At 66.3% G+C, this 14476-nt stretch carries 13 protein-coding genes and 1 pseudogene; 8 read left to right on the top strand and 6 right to left on the bottom strand.

The features are described from left to right. The 4 genes and pseudogenes from ASJ79_RS33030 to ASJ79_RS05565 form a co-directional block, all read left to right on the top strand. Nucleotides 1–224: pseudogene (locus ASJ79_RS33030) on the top strand (ABC transporter ATP-binding protein); the annotation flags it as partial. Beyond that, nucleotides 221–838, top strand: coding sequence for an ABC transporter ATP-binding protein (locus ASJ79_RS05575; protein WP_067953745.1), 618 nt, complete (start codon nt 221–223; stop codon nt 836–838). The pseudogene ASJ79_RS33030 and the gene ASJ79_RS05575, both read left to right, overlap by 4 nt. Nucleotides 839–842: 4 nt before the next feature. Beyond that, nucleotides 843–2237 carry a dihydrolipoyl dehydrogenase gene (gene lpdA / locus ASJ79_RS05570; RefSeq protein WP_067953744.1) on the top strand — a complete coding sequence of 465 codons (1395 nt, stop codon included), beginning with the start codon at nt 843–845 and terminating at the stop codon, nt 2235–2237. Next, entirely contained in the window at nt 2238–2516 is a 279-nt protein-coding gene (locus ASJ79_RS05565) for a hypothetical protein (protein WP_067953743.1), read from the top strand. Here ASJ79_RS05565 and ASJ79_RS05560 read toward each other — a convergent pair. From ASJ79_RS05560 to ramB, 3 genes are read right to left on the bottom strand one after another with little or no spacing between them, the layout of a single operon-like run. Further along, nucleotides 2487–3443, bottom strand: coding sequence for an alpha/beta fold hydrolase (locus tag ASJ79_RS05560; protein WP_067953742.1), 957 nt, complete (start codon nt 3441–3443; stop codon nt 2487–2489). The genes ASJ79_RS05565 and ASJ79_RS05560 overlap by 30 nt on opposite strands. Nucleotides 3444–3495: 52 nt before the next feature. Beyond that, nucleotides 3496–4038, bottom strand: a complete 543-nt coding sequence (locus ASJ79_RS05555; RefSeq protein ID WP_067953741.1) for a carboxymuconolactone decarboxylase family protein — start codon at nt 4036–4038, stop codon at nt 3496–3498. Beyond that, the gene (gene ramB, locus ASJ79_RS05550) at nt 4035–5468 is read right to left on the bottom strand and encodes an acetate metabolism transcriptional regulator RamB (RefSeq protein ID WP_067953740.1); all 1434 of its coding nucleotides are present in this window, start codon (nt 5466–5468) and stop codon (nt 4035–4037) included. The genes ASJ79_RS05555 and ramB overlap by 4 nt, the downstream gene beginning before the upstream one ends. A gap of 129 nt (nt 5469–5597) precedes the next feature. On the opposite strand from ramB, the gene ASJ79_RS05545 reads away from it, so the two are divergent. The 4 genes from ASJ79_RS05545 to ASJ79_RS05530 all read left to right on the top strand — a co-directional run bounded on the left by ASJ79_RS05545 (nt 5598) and on the right by ASJ79_RS05530 (nt 9889). Continuing rightward, nucleotides 5598–6383: an acyl-[acyl-carrier-protein] thioesterase gene (locus ASJ79_RS05545; RefSeq protein WP_067953746.1), complete on the top strand. Its 786-nt coding sequence runs from the start codon at nt 5598–5600 to the stop codon at nt 6381–6383. Nucleotides 6384–6642: 259 nt separating this feature from the next. Then, entirely contained in the window at nt 6643–7929 is a 1287-nt protein-coding gene (gene aceA, locus ASJ79_RS05540; protein ID WP_067953739.1) for an isocitrate lyase, read from the top strand. Between the two features lie 69 nt (nt 7930–7998). Next, entirely contained in the window at nt 7999–8853 is an 855-nt protein-coding gene (locus tag ASJ79_RS05535) for a 3-hydroxybutyryl-CoA dehydrogenase (RefSeq protein ID WP_067953738.1), read from the top strand. 172 nt (nt 8854–9025) lie between these two features. Beyond that, nucleotides 9026–9889 carry a cyclopropane mycolic acid synthase family methyltransferase gene (locus ASJ79_RS05530; protein ID WP_304439101.1) on the top strand — a complete coding sequence of 288 codons (864 nt, stop codon included), beginning with the start codon at nt 9026–9028 and terminating at the stop codon, nt 9887–9889. On the opposite strand, the gene ASJ79_RS05525 is transcribed toward ASJ79_RS05530, so the two are convergent. The 3 genes from ASJ79_RS05525 to ASJ79_RS05515 form a co-directional block, all read right to left on the bottom strand. Then, nucleotides 9879–10736: an endonuclease domain-containing protein gene (locus ASJ79_RS05525; protein WP_067953736.1), complete on the bottom strand. Its 858-nt coding sequence runs from the start codon at nt 10734–10736 to the stop codon at nt 9879–9881. The two genes, ASJ79_RS05530 and ASJ79_RS05525, sit on opposite strands and share 11 nt — an antisense overlap. 1204 nt (nt 10737–11940) lie before the next feature. Then, nucleotides 11941–12891 (bottom strand): hypothetical protein, encoded by a 951-nt coding sequence (locus ASJ79_RS05520; RefSeq protein WP_231750734.1) that lies wholly within the window; start codon nt 12889–12891, stop codon nt 11941–11943. A gap of 560 nt (nt 12892–13451) precedes the next feature. Beyond that, a partial coding sequence (locus ASJ79_RS05515) for an IS1380 family transposase (protein WP_067953734.1) occupies nt 13452–14476 on the bottom strand: 1025 nt, incomplete at its 5' end.

Genomic DNA, 14476 nt, shown 5'->3' with positions numbered 1-14476 from the left:
CTTGTAGCGCCGCGCTGGTCTGGCGGCTGCTCGGCGACGCGGCCGCCGGCGGCGCCGCCGTGCTGGTGATCACCCACGACATGCCGTCGCTGCTGCGCGCCGCGGTGTGCGACGACGTCGCGGTGATGGCCCGGGGCACCGTGCTGTCGCGGCAACCACTCGCCGATGCGCTGCGCAGCACCGACCCGTACCTGCGGGCGCTGCTCGGGACGGTGCCGGTATGACCGGAATCGAGGCGCGGGGCGTCACGGTGTCGTTCCGCGGCCGGACCGTGCTCGAGGGCGTCGACCTGGCCGCGCCGGCCGGTGCGGTCACCGGGGTCACCGGCACGTCGGGCAGCGGCAAGACCACGCTGCTGCGGGTGCTGGCCGGCCTGCAGAAGACCGACGCGGGGCAGGTCCGCTACGACGGCCGGCCGGCGCCGGGGAAGGGGACGGTCGCGCTGCTGGCCCAGCATCCCCGCCTGGTGTGCAACCCGCGCTGGACGCTGGCCCAGATCATCGCCGAGCCGGCCGTGATCCGCGGCGAGCCGTCCGAGGTCGACGAGACCGCGGTGCGTGTCGGCCTGGAGCCCGAACTGCTGGACCGCTATCCGGGGCAGGTCAGCGACGGGCAGCTGCAACGGGCCTGCCTGGGCCGGGTGCTGACCCAGCGGGCCCGCTTCGTGCTGTGCGACGAACCGACCGCGATGCTGGATCCGATCGCCACCGGGTCCGTCGTGTCGATGCTCGCCGAGTTCGCCGCGGACGGCGCCGCGGTCGTGCTCGTCAGCCACGATCCCGCGTTGATCGAGACGCTGACGGCCGACGCGCTCGCCTTGCCGCGCCCGTTAGGGTGAGACCGTGACCCACTTTGACGTCGTCGTACTCGGAGCAGGCCCCGGCGGATATGTCGCGGCCATTCGCGCCGCCCAACTCGGGCTGAACACCGCCATCGTCGAACCCAAATACTGGGGCGGCGTGTGTCTCAACGTGGGGTGCATCCCGTCGAAGGCGCTGCTGCGCAACGCCGAACTGGCGCACATCTTCACCAAGGAGGCCAAGACCTTCGGCATCAGCGGGGAGGCGACGTTCGACTACGGCGCCGCGTTCGACCGCAGCCGCAAGGTCGCCGAGGGCCGGGTTGCCGGTGTGCACTTCCTGATGAAGAAGAACAAGATCACCGAGATCCACGGCTACGGGAAGTTCACCGACGACCACACCATCGAGGTCGATCTCAACGAGGGCGGGACCGAGACCGTCACCTTCGACAACGCGATCATCTCCACCGGCGCCAGCACCCGGTTGGTGCCCAACACGTCGCTGTCGGAGAACGTCGTCACCTACGAAGAGCAGATCATGTCGCGGGAACTGCCCGGCTCGATCGTGATCGCCGGAGCGGGCGCGATCGGCATGGAGTTCGGCTACGTGCTGAAGAACTACGGAGTCGACGTCACGATCGTCGAGTTCCTGCCGCGCGCGCTGCCCAACGAGGACGCCGAGGTCTCCAAGGAGATCGAGAAGCAGTTCAAGAAGCTGGGCATCAAGATCCTGACCGGCACCAAGGTCGAGAAGATCACCGACGACGGATCGTCGGTGACCGTCGCGGTGTCCAAGGACGGCAAGGCCGACGAGATCAAGGCCGACAAGGTGCTGCAGGCCATCGGCTTCGCACCCAACGTCGAGGGTTACGGCCTGGACAAGGCCGGCGTGGAACTGACCGACCGCAAGGCCATCGGCATCGACGACTACATGCGCACCAACAAGCCGCACATCTACGCGATCGGCGACGTCACCGGCAAGCTGCAGCTCGCCCATGTCGCCGAGGCGCAGGGCGTCGTGGCGGCCGAGACGATCGCCGGCGCCGAGACGCTGCCGCTCGGCGACTACCGGATGATGCCGCGGGCCACCTTCTGTCAGCCGCAGGTCGCCAGCTTCGGGCTCACCGAGGAGCAGGCCCGCGACGAGGGTTACGACGTCAAGGTCGCCAAGTTCCCGTTCACCGCGAACGGCAAGGCGCACGGGATGGGCGCCCCGGCCGGCTTCGTCAAGCTCATCGCCGACGCGAAGTACGGGGAGCTGATCGGCGGCCACCTGATCGGGCACGACGTCTCCGAACTGCTGCCCGAACTCACCCTCGCGCAGAAGTGGGATCTGACCGCCAACGAACTGGCCCGCAACGTGCACACCCACCCGACGCTGTCGGAGGCGCTGCAGGAGGCCTTCCACGGGCTCGTCGGCCACATGATCAATTTCTAATTGAGGGAGATCTGGGTCGCCGGAGTCGGCGGATTGGTGGTCGGCCACATCCTGTGGCTGGCCGGGATCTCCGCGGCCATCGCGTCGTCGAACGTCCCCACCTGGGTGCTGGTGGTGGCTGCGGTGTCCTTCGTCGCCGGCGCGGCGTGTGTCGTGCTGGGGCGCAAGAAAATGCAGCGCAAGGACCCCCGGTCGGAGATCTGGGCGGCGTTCCTGTGGGCGCTGCCGGTCTCGCCGGTGCTGTTCTCGCTAGCCGTGCTGGGCGTGACGTACCTGTAGGTGCGGGGCCAGGAAGGTCAGCACGTCGTCGGCCTTCGCGAAGCCGCCGAGGTGACTCTCGTCGGGCATCAGCAACAGTTCGGCGTCGGGCAGATGCGCGGCAGCCGCTTGTGCGTCGGCCAGCGAGATGATCGAGTCCGCGTCGCCGTGCCACCACCGGACGGGGACCTTGACCTCGGCGAGCCGGAAACCCCAGTCGCGGCCGAACAGGCGGGCGTCGTCGAGCAGGGCCTGGAACCCGCCCGCGGCGGCGTGCACGATGTCGTCGATGAACATCGCCTCGATCTCGGGGTCGGCGAAGACCTGCTTGTCGCCGTCGGGCATCGCGGTGCTGAGACCGGTGTAGGCCAGGTGCGCCAGCGGCATCACCGCGGTGAGCACGCCGGCGGTGACGGCCGCGAACGGGCGTCGCATCACCGAGGTGACCGGGGCGAACCTGCGGGCCAGCTCGATGGCGCCGCTGCAGGTGGCGTCGGGCCCGACCGACGGGGTGACACCGCCGAGGACGGCGACGGCGGCGACGCGCCCGGCCAGCACCGGCATGGCGGCGCACGCCAGCGCGAACGGGCCGCCGCCGGACAGCCCGACGACGCCGAGTCTGTCGGCGCCGAGCACGTCGGCCACCTGCGCCATGTCGGTCGCCCAGTCCCCGATGCGGTCGTACCGGTGCGGGTCGCTGAGACCGGATCCGGCGCGTTCGACGAGCACGACCCGCAGCCCGAGTTTCTCGGCCGCCCGGCGCCCGACGATGGGCAGCTGCCTGCGGCCGCCGGGGGTGCCGTGGAACCACAGCACGAGCGGCCCCGACGGGTCGCCGAACTCGGCGTACCCGATCCGGCGGCCGTCGGGAAGGAAGACGGCACCCTCGGCGCGGGGAGGCTCGCAGCGCGGTACACCCGGCGGGTGACGCCACGGGTTCGACATCATGGACGCATGGTAGCCGTGGGGTTTACACCTGCGGACCGCTATGTCAATCCTGTCAGTCCGGGAAGTCCAGCGGCACCTGCAGCGTGGCGATGGTGGCGGCCAGGCCGTCGTATTGCGCTGCCAGCAGGCAGAACTCGATCAGCTGGGGCTTCGTGTAGTGCGATGCGAGCGACTGCCAGGTCTCGGGTGAGACGCCGCGGGTGACGACGAACTCGTCGGTCGCGGTGATCAGGACGCGTTCCCGCTCGGTCAACCCCTCGGCGTCCGGGCCGGCGAAGATCCGGGCCTGGGTCTCGGCGTCGAGACCGCGGCTGCGGGCCAGCCTGCGGTGCTGTTGCAACTCGTACTCACTGCCGCGCAGATGCCCGACCCGCAGGATGACGATCTCGGCGTCACGCCGTGACAGTTTGCCCGCGTACAGCAGGTGGCCCGACAGCGGCAGCCAGCTCAGGAACAACAACCGGTGCTGACCGAGCACGTTCATCAGGCTGAACCGCGGCCTGCGGATACCGCGGGCCCCCAGTTTGGCGATGGCCCAGTTGAGCGGGCCGAGCTCTTTGAAACCGCCGGGCTCGATACGGGCGGGTGTACTCATGGCTGCCTCACCAGATAGGGCGACACCGTCGAACGGTGCTCGTCGATGTCGAGGGCGCGACCGAGCGCCGGGAACGCGCGCTGCGGGCAGTTGTCCCGCTCGCACACCCGGCAGCCGGCGCCGATCGGGATCGCGTTGTCACCGGACAGATCCAACCCCTCCGAGTAGACCAGCCGCTGGGCGTGCCGCAGTTCGCAGCCGAGGCCGATCGCGAACGTCTTACCCGGCTGACCATAGCGCGACGCGCGCCGCTCCACGGTCCTTGCCACCCACATGTAGGCGCGCCCGTCGGGCATCTCGGCGATCTGCACGGAGATCTTGCCGGGGTTGGCGAACGTCTCGTAGACGTTCCACAGCGGACACGTCCCCCCGCTGGAGGAGAAGTGAAACCCGGTGGCGGACTGGCGTTTCGACATGTTGCCCGCCCGGTCGACTCGGACGAACGAGAACGGGACGCCGCGCATCGAGGGCCGCTGGAGAGTGGAGAGCCGGTGGCAGGTGGTCTCGTAGCTGACCGAGTAGTAGGCCGAGAGCCGCTCGACGTCGTAGCGGAACTTCTCGGCCACCGCGTGGAACTGGCCGTAGGGCAGCACCGTGGCCGCGGCGAAGTAGTTCGCCAACCCCATCCGCGCGAGCTTGCGCGACTCGTCGCTGGTGAACTTGCCCTCCTCGACCAATCTGTCGATCAACGCGCCGCATTCCAGGTAGGCGAGTTCGGCGGCCATCCGGAACACCGTCTGGCCGGGTGACAGATGTGCGGCGACCAACAGGCGCCTGGTCGCCGGGTCGTAGCGGTGCAGCACACCGTCGCCGAGGTCCATCCCGCGGATCACGGTGACGCCGTGGACGAATCGCAGCCGGTCGGTCAGGTCGCCGGTGAGGTCGCCGCGGTGCACCCGCATGTCCGCGGTGAGCGCCTCGGCGGCGGTGTCGAGGTCGTGCAGATAGTTCTGCCGCTGGTAGAAGTAGTCCCGCACCTCTTCGTGCGGCATGGTGATGGAACCCGACCCAGAGCTCAGGCCGCTGCCGCCTGCGACGTGGAACCGGTCCTCGGTCGCGGCGGCGAGCTGGGTGGTGGTGAGCTGATAGCGGCGGTGCAGGTTCACCATCGCGCGCGCCAGCGTCGGATGCGCGCCCACCATGTCGGCGACCTCGGACGGATCGACGTCGACGTCGAGATCACGGTCCAGCAGCACCTCGCGCAGCTCGGCGATCAGGCGGGTGTCGTCCTGAGAGGCGAAGAAGGTCGCGTCCACCCCGAAGACCTCGGTGATGCGCAGTAGCACCGGCACGGTCAGCGGCCGGACGTCGTGCTCGATCTGGTTCAGGTAGCTGGGCGAGATCTCCAGCATGTGGGCGAGGGCGGCCTGGCTGAAGCCGCGTTCGCTGCGGAGTTGCCGGACGCGTGCGCCGACGAAGGTCTTGGCCACAGTAGGTCAGGGTAGCCGGGTACTAACACGGCTGCGAAGGGTGAATTCACAGCGTTGGCATGGTGCCGACATGTGGCAGTATCGAAGTTCGTGAGTACCACCCGGGCGGCTGCAGGCCTGGCCAAGACGATGATGCCCGTCCCCGATCCACATCCGGACGTCTTCGACATCCAGTGGCCGCTGCGGGTCGCCGACGTGGACCGGGAGGGCCGGCTCAAATTCGACGCGGCGACCCGGCACATCCAGGACATCGGTACCGATCAGCTGCGGGAGATGGGTTACGAGGAGACCCATCCGCTGTGGATCGTGCGGCGCACGATGATCGACATGATCGAGCCCATCGTGTTCAAGGACATGCTGCGCCTTCGGCGCTGGTGTTCGGGCACGTCGAACCGGTGGTGCGAGATGCGGGTGCGCATCGACGGGAAGCGGAGTGGGGGCCTCGTCGAGTCGGAGGCGTTCTGGATCAACATCAACCGTGAGACCCAGGGGCCCGCGCGTATCTCGGACGACTTCATCGAGGGGCTGCGCCGCACCACCAGCGAGACGCGGTTGCGCTGGAAGCCGTATCTGAAGGCCGGCCGCCGCGAGGATGCGGTGCACATCCGCGAATTCCCCGTCCGGGTCAGTGACATCGACATCTTCGACCACATGAACAACTCGGTGTATTGGAGCGTCGTGGAGGACTACCTCGACTCGCGGCCCGAGCTGATGAAGGCGCCGCTGCGGGTGACGATCGAACACGACCTGCCGGTCGCCCTCGGCGACAAGCTGGAGATCTTCCGGCACGTCCACTCGGCGGGCAGCACCGATCAATTCGGGGAAGAACTCGCCGATCGGACTGTTACAACGCTCACATATGCCGTCGGCGACGAGACGAAAGCGGTCGCGGCGATCTTCCCACTCTGTACTTAGCCGCCAAACAGTACGGGCGTACTGACCTGCGGGAATTCGCTACTCGTCAGTAGCTTCTGAACCGGTTCAGCAAGCCAAGGCTTTGCAATATTTGCAAATTGGCTGATTTCGTTGGCCGAAATTGGCACTGGAAACGGGTGGAACTGCGGTAACGGGTTGGGGCATCCTCTGATTAGCAAGCCAGCGAACCGCTGGAGCCTTAACAACCGCTGAAGTTCGCAAGATCGTCAGCGATTTGCAACAACGAAGGAGCAGCCCAATGTCGACCGTTGGCACGCCGAAGTCGCCCGAGCAGATCCAGCACGACTGGGACCACAACCCCCGCTGGAAGGGCATCACCCGCACCTACACCCCGGCCGACGTCGTCGCCCTGCAGGGTCACGTCGTCGAGGAGCACACCCTGGCCCGCCGCGGCGCCGAGGTGCTGTGGGAGCAGCTTCACGACATGGACTTCGTCAACGCCCTCGGCGCGCTGACCGGCAACATGGCTGTCCAGCAGGTCCGCGCCGGCCTCAAGGCCATCTATCTGTCCGGTTGGCAGGTCGCCGGCGACGCGAACCTGTCCGGCCACACCTACCCCGACCAGAGCCTGTACCCGGCCAACTCGGTGCCGCAGGTGATCCGCCGCATCAACAACGCGCTGCTGCGCGCCGACGAGATCGCCAAGGTCGAGGGCGACACCTCCGTCGAGAACTGGCTGGCCCCGATCGTCGCCGACGGTGAGGCCGGCTTCGGCGGCGCACTGAACGTCTACGAGCTGCAGAAGGCGATGATCGCCGCCGGTGTCGCCGGTTCGCACTGGGAGGACCAGTTGGCCTCGGAGAAGAAGTGCGGCCACCTCGGTGGCAAGGTGCTGATCCCGACCCAGCAGCACATCCGCACCCTGACCTCCGCGCGTCTTGCCGCTGACGTCGCAGGCGTGCCGACCGTCGTCATCGCCCGCACCGACGCCGAGGCCGCCACGCTGATCACCTCCGACGTCGACGAGCGCGACCAGCCGTTCATCACCGGTGAGCGCACCGCCGAGGGCTTCTACCGGGTGAAGAACGGTCTTGAGCCCTGCATCGCCCGCGCCAAGGCCTACGCGCCGTACTCCGACCTGATCTGGATGGAGACCGGCACCCCGGACCTGGAGCTGGCCAAGAAGTTCGCCGAGGGCGTCAAGAGCGAGTTCCCCGACCAGATGCTGGCCTACAACTGCTCGCCGTCGTTCAACTGGAAGAAGCACCTCGACGACGCGACGATCGCGAAGTTCCAGAAGGAGCTCGGCGCGATGGGCTTCAAGTTCCAGTTCATCACGCTGGCCGGCTTCCACGCGCTCAATTACTCGATGTTCGATCTGGCCCACGGCTACGCCCGCAACCAGATGAGCGCCTACGTCGAGCTGCAGGAGCGCGAGTTCGCGGCCGAGGAGCGCGGCTACACCGCGACCAAGCACCAGCGCGAGGTGGGCGCCGGCTACTTCGACCGGATCGCCACCACCGTGGACCCGACCTCCTCGACCACGGCGCTGGCCGGCTCGACCGAAGAAGGCCAGTTCCACTAGGTCGTCGTTCGTGTCATCAGGCCCCGTCCTTATATTGGGCGGGGCCTGATGCTGTGGTGAGGAGAAGTTGTGAGTATTGAACGAGTCGGCGTCGTCGGCGCCGGGCAGATGGGCTCGGGGATCGCCGAGGTGGCGGCGAAGGCGGGCGCGAACGTCGTGGTCTACGAACCTTCGCAGGAGTTCGTCGACGCGGGCCGCGACCGCATCACCGCATCGTTGGAGCGCGCCAAGGCCAAGGGCAAGCTGGCCGCCGACGACTTCGAGGTGACGCTCGCGCGGTTGTCGTTCACGACGAACCTCGCCGACCTCGCCGACCGGCAGCTCGTCATCGAGGCGATCGTCGAGGACGAGGCCGTCAAGGCCAAGGTCTTCGCCCAGCTCGACGAGGTCGTCACCGATCCCGACGCGGTGCTGGCGTCGAACACCTCCAGCATCCCGATCATGAAGATCGCCGCCGCGACGAAGAACCCGAGCCGGGTGCTGGGCCTGCACTTCTTCAACCCGGTGCCGGTGCTGCCGCTGGTCGAACTGATCAACACGCTGGTCACGTCCGACGAGGCCCTCGCGCGCGTCGAGCAGTTCGCGACCGAGGTGCTGGGCAAGAAAGTGGTGCGCTGCGGCGACCGGTCCGGCTTCATCGTCAACGCGCTGCTGGTGCCCTACCTGCTGTCGGCGATCCGGATGGCCGAGGCCGGAGTGGCCACCGTCGAGGACATCGACACCGCGATCGTGGCCGGGCTCTCACACCCCATGGGGCCGTTGCGGCTGTCCGACCTGATCGGACTGGACACGATGAAGTTGATCGCCGACTCGATGTACGACGAGTACAAGGACCCGAACCTCGCCCCTCCGCCGCTGTTGCAGCGCATGGTCGAGGCCGGTCAACTCGGCAAGAAGTCGGGCAAGGGCTTCTACAACTACTAAGCCTGCATATGCATTCGGTGCCCGGCTTCGTTACCCTGCGAGGCGAAATGTTGACGCGCCGGTTAAGCAGGCAGCCGGTACTGCGGCAGGGCCCGGTTCGGCCCGCCCGGTGGCCGCTGCCTCTGCGCCGGCCGACGAACCGCTAGGGGTTGCCTGCCGCATGTCGAATGCCGTGTCTGATCTGTCTCCTTACTACGAGGAATCGCAGTCGATCTACGACGTGTCCAACGAGTTCTTCGCGCTCTTCCTGGGGCCGACGATGGGGTACACGTGTTCCTACTTCGAGCGTGACGACATGACGCTCGATGAAGCGCAGATCGCCAAGTTCGACCTCGCGTTGGGGAAGCTGAACCTGGAGCCGGGGATGACACTCCTCGACGTCGGCTGCGGCTGGGGCGGCGCCCTGCGCCGTGCTGTCGAGAAGTACGACGTGAATGTCATCGGTATCACGTTGAGCCGCAACCAGTTCGAGTACAGCAAGGCGCTGATGGCCAGCCTGGACACCGACCGCAAGGCCGAGGTGCGGCTACAGGGCTGGGAGGAGTTCGACGAGCCCGTCGACCGCATCGTCTCGATCGGTGCGTTCGAGGCGTTCAAGGCCGAGCGCTACCCACTGTTCTTCGAGCGGGCCTACGACATCCTGCCCGCCGACGGCCGCATGCTGCTGCACACGATCCTGGCGCACACGCAGAAGTTCTTCCGCGACAACGGGATCAAGCTGACCATCTCGGACCTGAAGTTCATGAAGTTCATCGGCACCGAGATCTTCCCGGGTGGGCAGCTGCCTGCGGTCGAGGACATCGAGCAGCTCGCGGCCGGGTCCGGGTTCACGCTGGAGCGCACCCATCTGCTCCGGCCGCACTACGCCCGCACGCTCGACATGTGGGCGGCCAATCTGGAGGCCAACCAGCAGGAGGCGATCAGGCTGACCTCGCCCGAGGTCTACCAGCGCTACATGCACTACCTGACCGGCTGCGCGGATTTCTTCCGCCGCGGCATCACCAACGTCGGGCAGTTCACGCTCGTCAAAGGCTGAGGGTCTGCCGGGCCAAGGCCGCCTTGGCCCGGCTCACGATGTCCTCGGGTGCGTCGCGCAGCTGACGCGCGCTGACCCGCACGATGATCCACCCTCGCTCCGCGAGGAATTCCAGCCTCTCGATGTCTTCGGCGTGGGTGTCGGGGTCCGTCCAGTGTTGTTCGCCGTCGTATTCGACACCGACCAGGTGCTCGGGCCAGCCCATGTCGATGCGGCGCACCACTTTGCCGGTGTCGTCGCTGATCGGGATCTGCGTGACCGGGCGCGGTAAACCTTTGCGCGTCAACAGGAGTCGCACTCGTGTCTCCTGGGGTGATTCGGCGCCCCCGTCCACCAGGCCCATCGCCTTGCGTACCCGGCGGATTCCCCGCGCCCCCGGATAGCGGGCGACGATCGCGTCGACGTCCGACGGTGGGCAACGGGTGGCGTTGAGCAGCGCGTCGATGCGCACGACGGCCTCGTCACCGGCGATTCGCCGTCCGATGTCATAGGCGGTGCGCGCGGCGGTAGTGCAGTCGATGCTCTGGATCAGGCACACCTCGTCGTCGGCGAGGGCGCCGCGGTGCACCACGATACCCGGCGCGCAACCGGCTCGAACTCGGGTGAGCTCGGCCGGGGCATCGGAGGGCAGCCAACGGGCGCCGTGCATCGCGGCAGCCGAGAGCCCGGCCAATGTCGCTTTGCGTTGCGACCACAGCCACGCCGCGCAAGCGCGGTCTCTCGCGGTCAACGTCATCTCGCGCGGGGCGTACACGTTGTGGTGCAGCTTCACGAAGCGCCGGCGAAGGTCCTGACGCGTCACCCGCCCGTCGGCGAGCGCCTCTGAAGCCACGACGAGTTCCTGCATACCGGTTAGATGCCGGGCGGGTCCGATGGGTTCCCGGGGGTGGGTGGCGTCAGGAATCGTACGTTCGGCGGGGGAGCCGCCGCGGCGGGTTGGCTGTTGGGCGGAGGGGCAGGTGCTGGCGACGACGCGGGCGTGGAGGACGCAAGCGGCGGTGAAGCCTGATTGCTCAACGGCTGCATCGGTGTGGCTCGGGAGGCCTTGGCCGCGTCGGCGGGGGCCGCCCCCGTGGTTTGCCCGGCAGCTGCTGCTCCCGTGGGGGAGGCAGCGCCGGTTGACGGGGATCCCGATGAGGAGGACGGGCTGGCTGTGGACGATGCCGGTGATCCGGAGGGCGAGCTGGCGCCGCCGGACGATCCGCTAGATGTGCCTAGCGAGCTGGAGGGTGAGCTGGAAGAAGGGCTTGAGGGGGAGCTGGGGCTGGCCAGGCCGCTGGGGCTTGTGGGAGCGCCGCCGGAACTCGCTTGTTGGGTAGTGGACAGACTCTGTGCAGGATCGAATGGAGCGGCGGCGCCGCCATCAGGGGTTGAACGTGTCGGATCGACAGGTGGAGCCACGCCACGTCCTGGCGCAGACCCCGCTAGCAATCGCTCGATACCGGATCTTGTTGGTCGTGGTGGTACTCGGGATGGGACAGGTGCGGATGACGGAGATGCGCCATCGCCCGGTACTGGGGTGGGCGAGCGTGTAGGTAGTGGCGGCGGTTGCCACATTTCGAAGGGCACGACCTGTGGCACAGCGCTCGCCACAATTCCAGTGTTCAACGCATTTGTTGCTACGACCCACGCTTGTATTGCTGCCTCCTTTTCGGCAGCATCTAGGTCGGGCGAGCTTCGAGTTGTCTTGAAGAATTCTTGCGCGTATTCGAGGTTCTGATTCACCGAAACCTTGGTCTGCGTTATTACCCGGGCCACCATCGTGTACCAAGCGATCGCTTTTTCGAGGTGTTGGTAGACACGCAACATTTCATCTATGCGGGTTTGGACGGCGCCGCTTGCAGCATTTGCCGCACCGCCGGACCAGACATTTCCTTCAAAGATGTGAGAGTGTTCACGTTGCCAACTGGCAAGAACGCCGATGACCTGGCAGACCTTTTCGACTAGCTCGGCAGCACGGGCATTCAGTCCTTCCTCGTCAATGTCCGGCCAACCAGCCGGTTCTGTCATCTCTTCGATGTACTCGCCAAACGCCTTCGGAATTCCCATATCTACGTCCCGACAGCCTCACACGCGCTCGAAATCGCGCCAGCCACAGAACCGGCTGCTAACTGCAAGTAGTCGTCGGCGACGGTGTACGTTGACAGGGCACTTACGTAGGCTCTACGGTACTGTGCGCTCAAGGTTGCGTAGTCAGCCCAGACTGCATTATCGCTTCGGTTTCCGAGCAACTGGGTTTCGGTCGCGAACGCCTCCATAATCGGCATGACGGAGGCATTTATTGCGCGCTCTTCTTGGGTGAGCTCCGTCGCCGGAGTATTCGGATCGATCGATCGCCACGCTTCAGTATCCGCGAGGAATTTGTTGACCACCTTGAGCCACTCTGGGCATACCGGATTAGCTTCGCTTAGAAAAACTTCCGCACTTCCCGGATCGGCAGGAGAAGCAACACTTATAGGTGGTCCTGCGGGAGGTACTAAAGGTGCTCGCGCCCCTGCAGCCCCGTAAGTGATAGCGCCGCATATACCACTCAAAGCTTCAGAGGTGCTGACCGCGACACGCGCAAATATGTCGGCTCTTTCGGTGTAGGAGTCAATCCGCGAGACGTATTCGCGGCTGTATGCAATGAACTGTTCGTAGATCTCGCGCATCACTCGATGCGGCGTTTGACGTGCCAACTCGACTGTGCGGTCTGCCGCATCACGTAAAGCGACTTCGACCGCCTCGTATTGCATCCTCTGTTCCGGAGTCCAGTTCGTTGCAGGGATAGCGGGGTCACGGGTGTCCCAACCGCCGCTGGAAGCGTGCCCAAACGCCGCTGCGATCGGCGTCCAACTCTGGCAGGTCGGATCGTCGAGAATAATCCCGGCGGGGCTTCTATCATTGGCACTCGCAATATCGGAAGTATCAACCGTCGCACTCTGCGGTGTAGATGCGATAGGTGGGTTGGAAGAGTCCGAGTCCGGTTTTAGGACAAGGATGGTTGCAACAACGGTCACCACGACAATTACCAGCACTGCGAGCCCGCCGAGGGCCCACTTGCCACCGCCGATGCTTCGGGAGCTTGCCTGCTGCTGATCCGAAGATTGCGGGCCCCACAGCCCACCCCGCGGGTCGCCCTTGGTCGGTTCCGACGGCGGTCGAGGCGGCGGCCATTGCCCGGGAGGCGGCGTAGTCACGCGACCAACTCCCGCTGGTGACCGATCATCTTCAATCCCTTCCATGTCGAAGTGACCCGCCGGTTGGTCTTCTGCAGTGTCTTCCCACTCAGCGTACGAGAGGTTCCGCCAACCCAATGTCGCTGTTTTCGTTCAATCCTCAACTCCGGATCCGGAATCTCCGTCGTCATCTTCCGGACGACCGCGTTTATCCGGTCGCGGTTGGCATCAATCGACGCTGGCGCTTGCACCCATTTGCGGGCCCTTAGCCTCGATCCGTGGACTGAAGTGGTTGATGTGTCTGCTGGGGTTGTTTTTCGTCGTGTAGGGGTGTGGGCACGAGGTAGTCGCTGGTCTGTCCAGCTTTTCCTGTGTGTTCCGGTAGGGCCTGTTCGGCGGGGCGGTCAGGGTGTTGCTGGTCGTGGTGGGCTGTATCCGATGGTGTTGCGCCACAATGTGAGCCAGTGGTCAGCCCAGGGCCAGTGACTGGGCAGGTGCAGGATCGGTCGGCGTTGAGGCCGGGCCAGCCGGGCGGGAATGGTGACGATCTTGCGGCGCAGGGTAGCGCCACGGGCGACTGCGTGAGCGCCGCCGGCGAGCACTCCGACGGCGCGCAGCAGGTTGTGGGCGATCCCGGCGCAGAGTAGCCACGCGCTGTTGGCGCCGAACCGCCCCGAGGGCATGTGGGCCAGAGGTCCGTCGATGAGATCGGAGAACACCGTTTCGATGATGGCGTGGCGGCGGTGGGTGATATCAGCGGCATCGACGGGTTCGTCGGAGTCGGTGAAGAACGGGTGATACCGCCATACCGGGAACAGTGCGTCGGGGTAGCGGGCATCTTTGACCCGGCGCACGATCAACCGCGCGGTGGCTGGCCGGTCGGTGGAACCGAAAGCTGTGTAGGTGGTTTCGGCGACTTCGGCATCGGAGATCCATCCGCCGGTGTCGGGGTCACGGACCGCGCCGGGATACTTGACCGGGGTCCAAGCGTCGTCGGGAATCGTCGCGATGGCCGCGGCCACGGTGGCCGATTTGGTCAGCACCAGCGAGAACCTGGCACCGGCCCGACGGCAGGCCGCCACGACGGTGCTGTTGCCGTAGGCGGAGTCGCCGCGCACCAGGATCTGTCCGGTGACCCCAGCCCCGCGGGCGGTGGCCACTGCTTGGGCGATCATGCGGGCCGCGCCCTTGCCCGAGTTGGTCTTGCCCGCCCGCAACCGGGCGCCGGTGATCACCGGCGCACCGGTGGCAGTGCTGATCGTGGTGATCAACGGCGAGAGCCCTTTGCGCAAGATTTGCTTGCCGGCGATTTTGGTGTGGCCGTAGCTGGCACCTTGTTTGGCGTGACCGAAGACCGGCCGCAGTAGTGAATCGATGTCGACGAACGCCCGGGTATCGGCACCGGGCAGCAACGCGACGCGCTCGCACA

The sequence above is a fragment of the Mycobacterium sp. NAZ190054 genome, assembly GCF_001545925.1.
Lineage (GTDB): Bacteria > Actinomycetota > Actinomycetes > Mycobacteriales > Mycobacteriaceae > Mycobacterium.
Note: the sequence above shows the minus strand (reverse complement) of the source record. Positions and strands in the feature narration are given on the sequence as shown.

What these genes read in the sequence shown, in the direction of transcription:
- ASJ79_RS05575 (WP_067953745.1), top strand. Translation starts at nt 221, where the DNA reads ATGACCGGAATCGAGGCGCGGGGCGTCACGGTGTCGTTCCGCGGCCGG.
- ASJ79_RS05560 (WP_067953742.1), bottom strand. Translation starts at nt 3,443, where the DNA reads ATGATGTCGAACCCGTGGCGTCACCCGCCGGGTGTACCGCGCTGCGAG.
- ASJ79_RS05555 (WP_067953741.1), bottom strand. Translation starts at nt 4,038, where the DNA reads ATGAGTACACCCGCCCGTATCGAGCCCGGCGGTTTCAAAGAGCTCGGC.
- ASJ79_RS05545 (WP_067953746.1), top strand. Translation starts at nt 5,598, where the DNA reads ATGATGCCCGTCCCCGATCCACATCCGGACGTCTTCGACATCCAGTGG.
- aceA (WP_067953739.1), top strand. Translation starts at nt 6,643, where the DNA reads ATGTCGACCGTTGGCACGCCGAAGTCGCCCGAGCAGATCCAGCACGAC.
- ASJ79_RS05525 (WP_067953736.1), bottom strand. Translation starts at nt 10,736, where the DNA reads ATGCAGGAACTCGTCGTGGCTTCAGAGGCGCTCGCCGACGGGCGGGTG.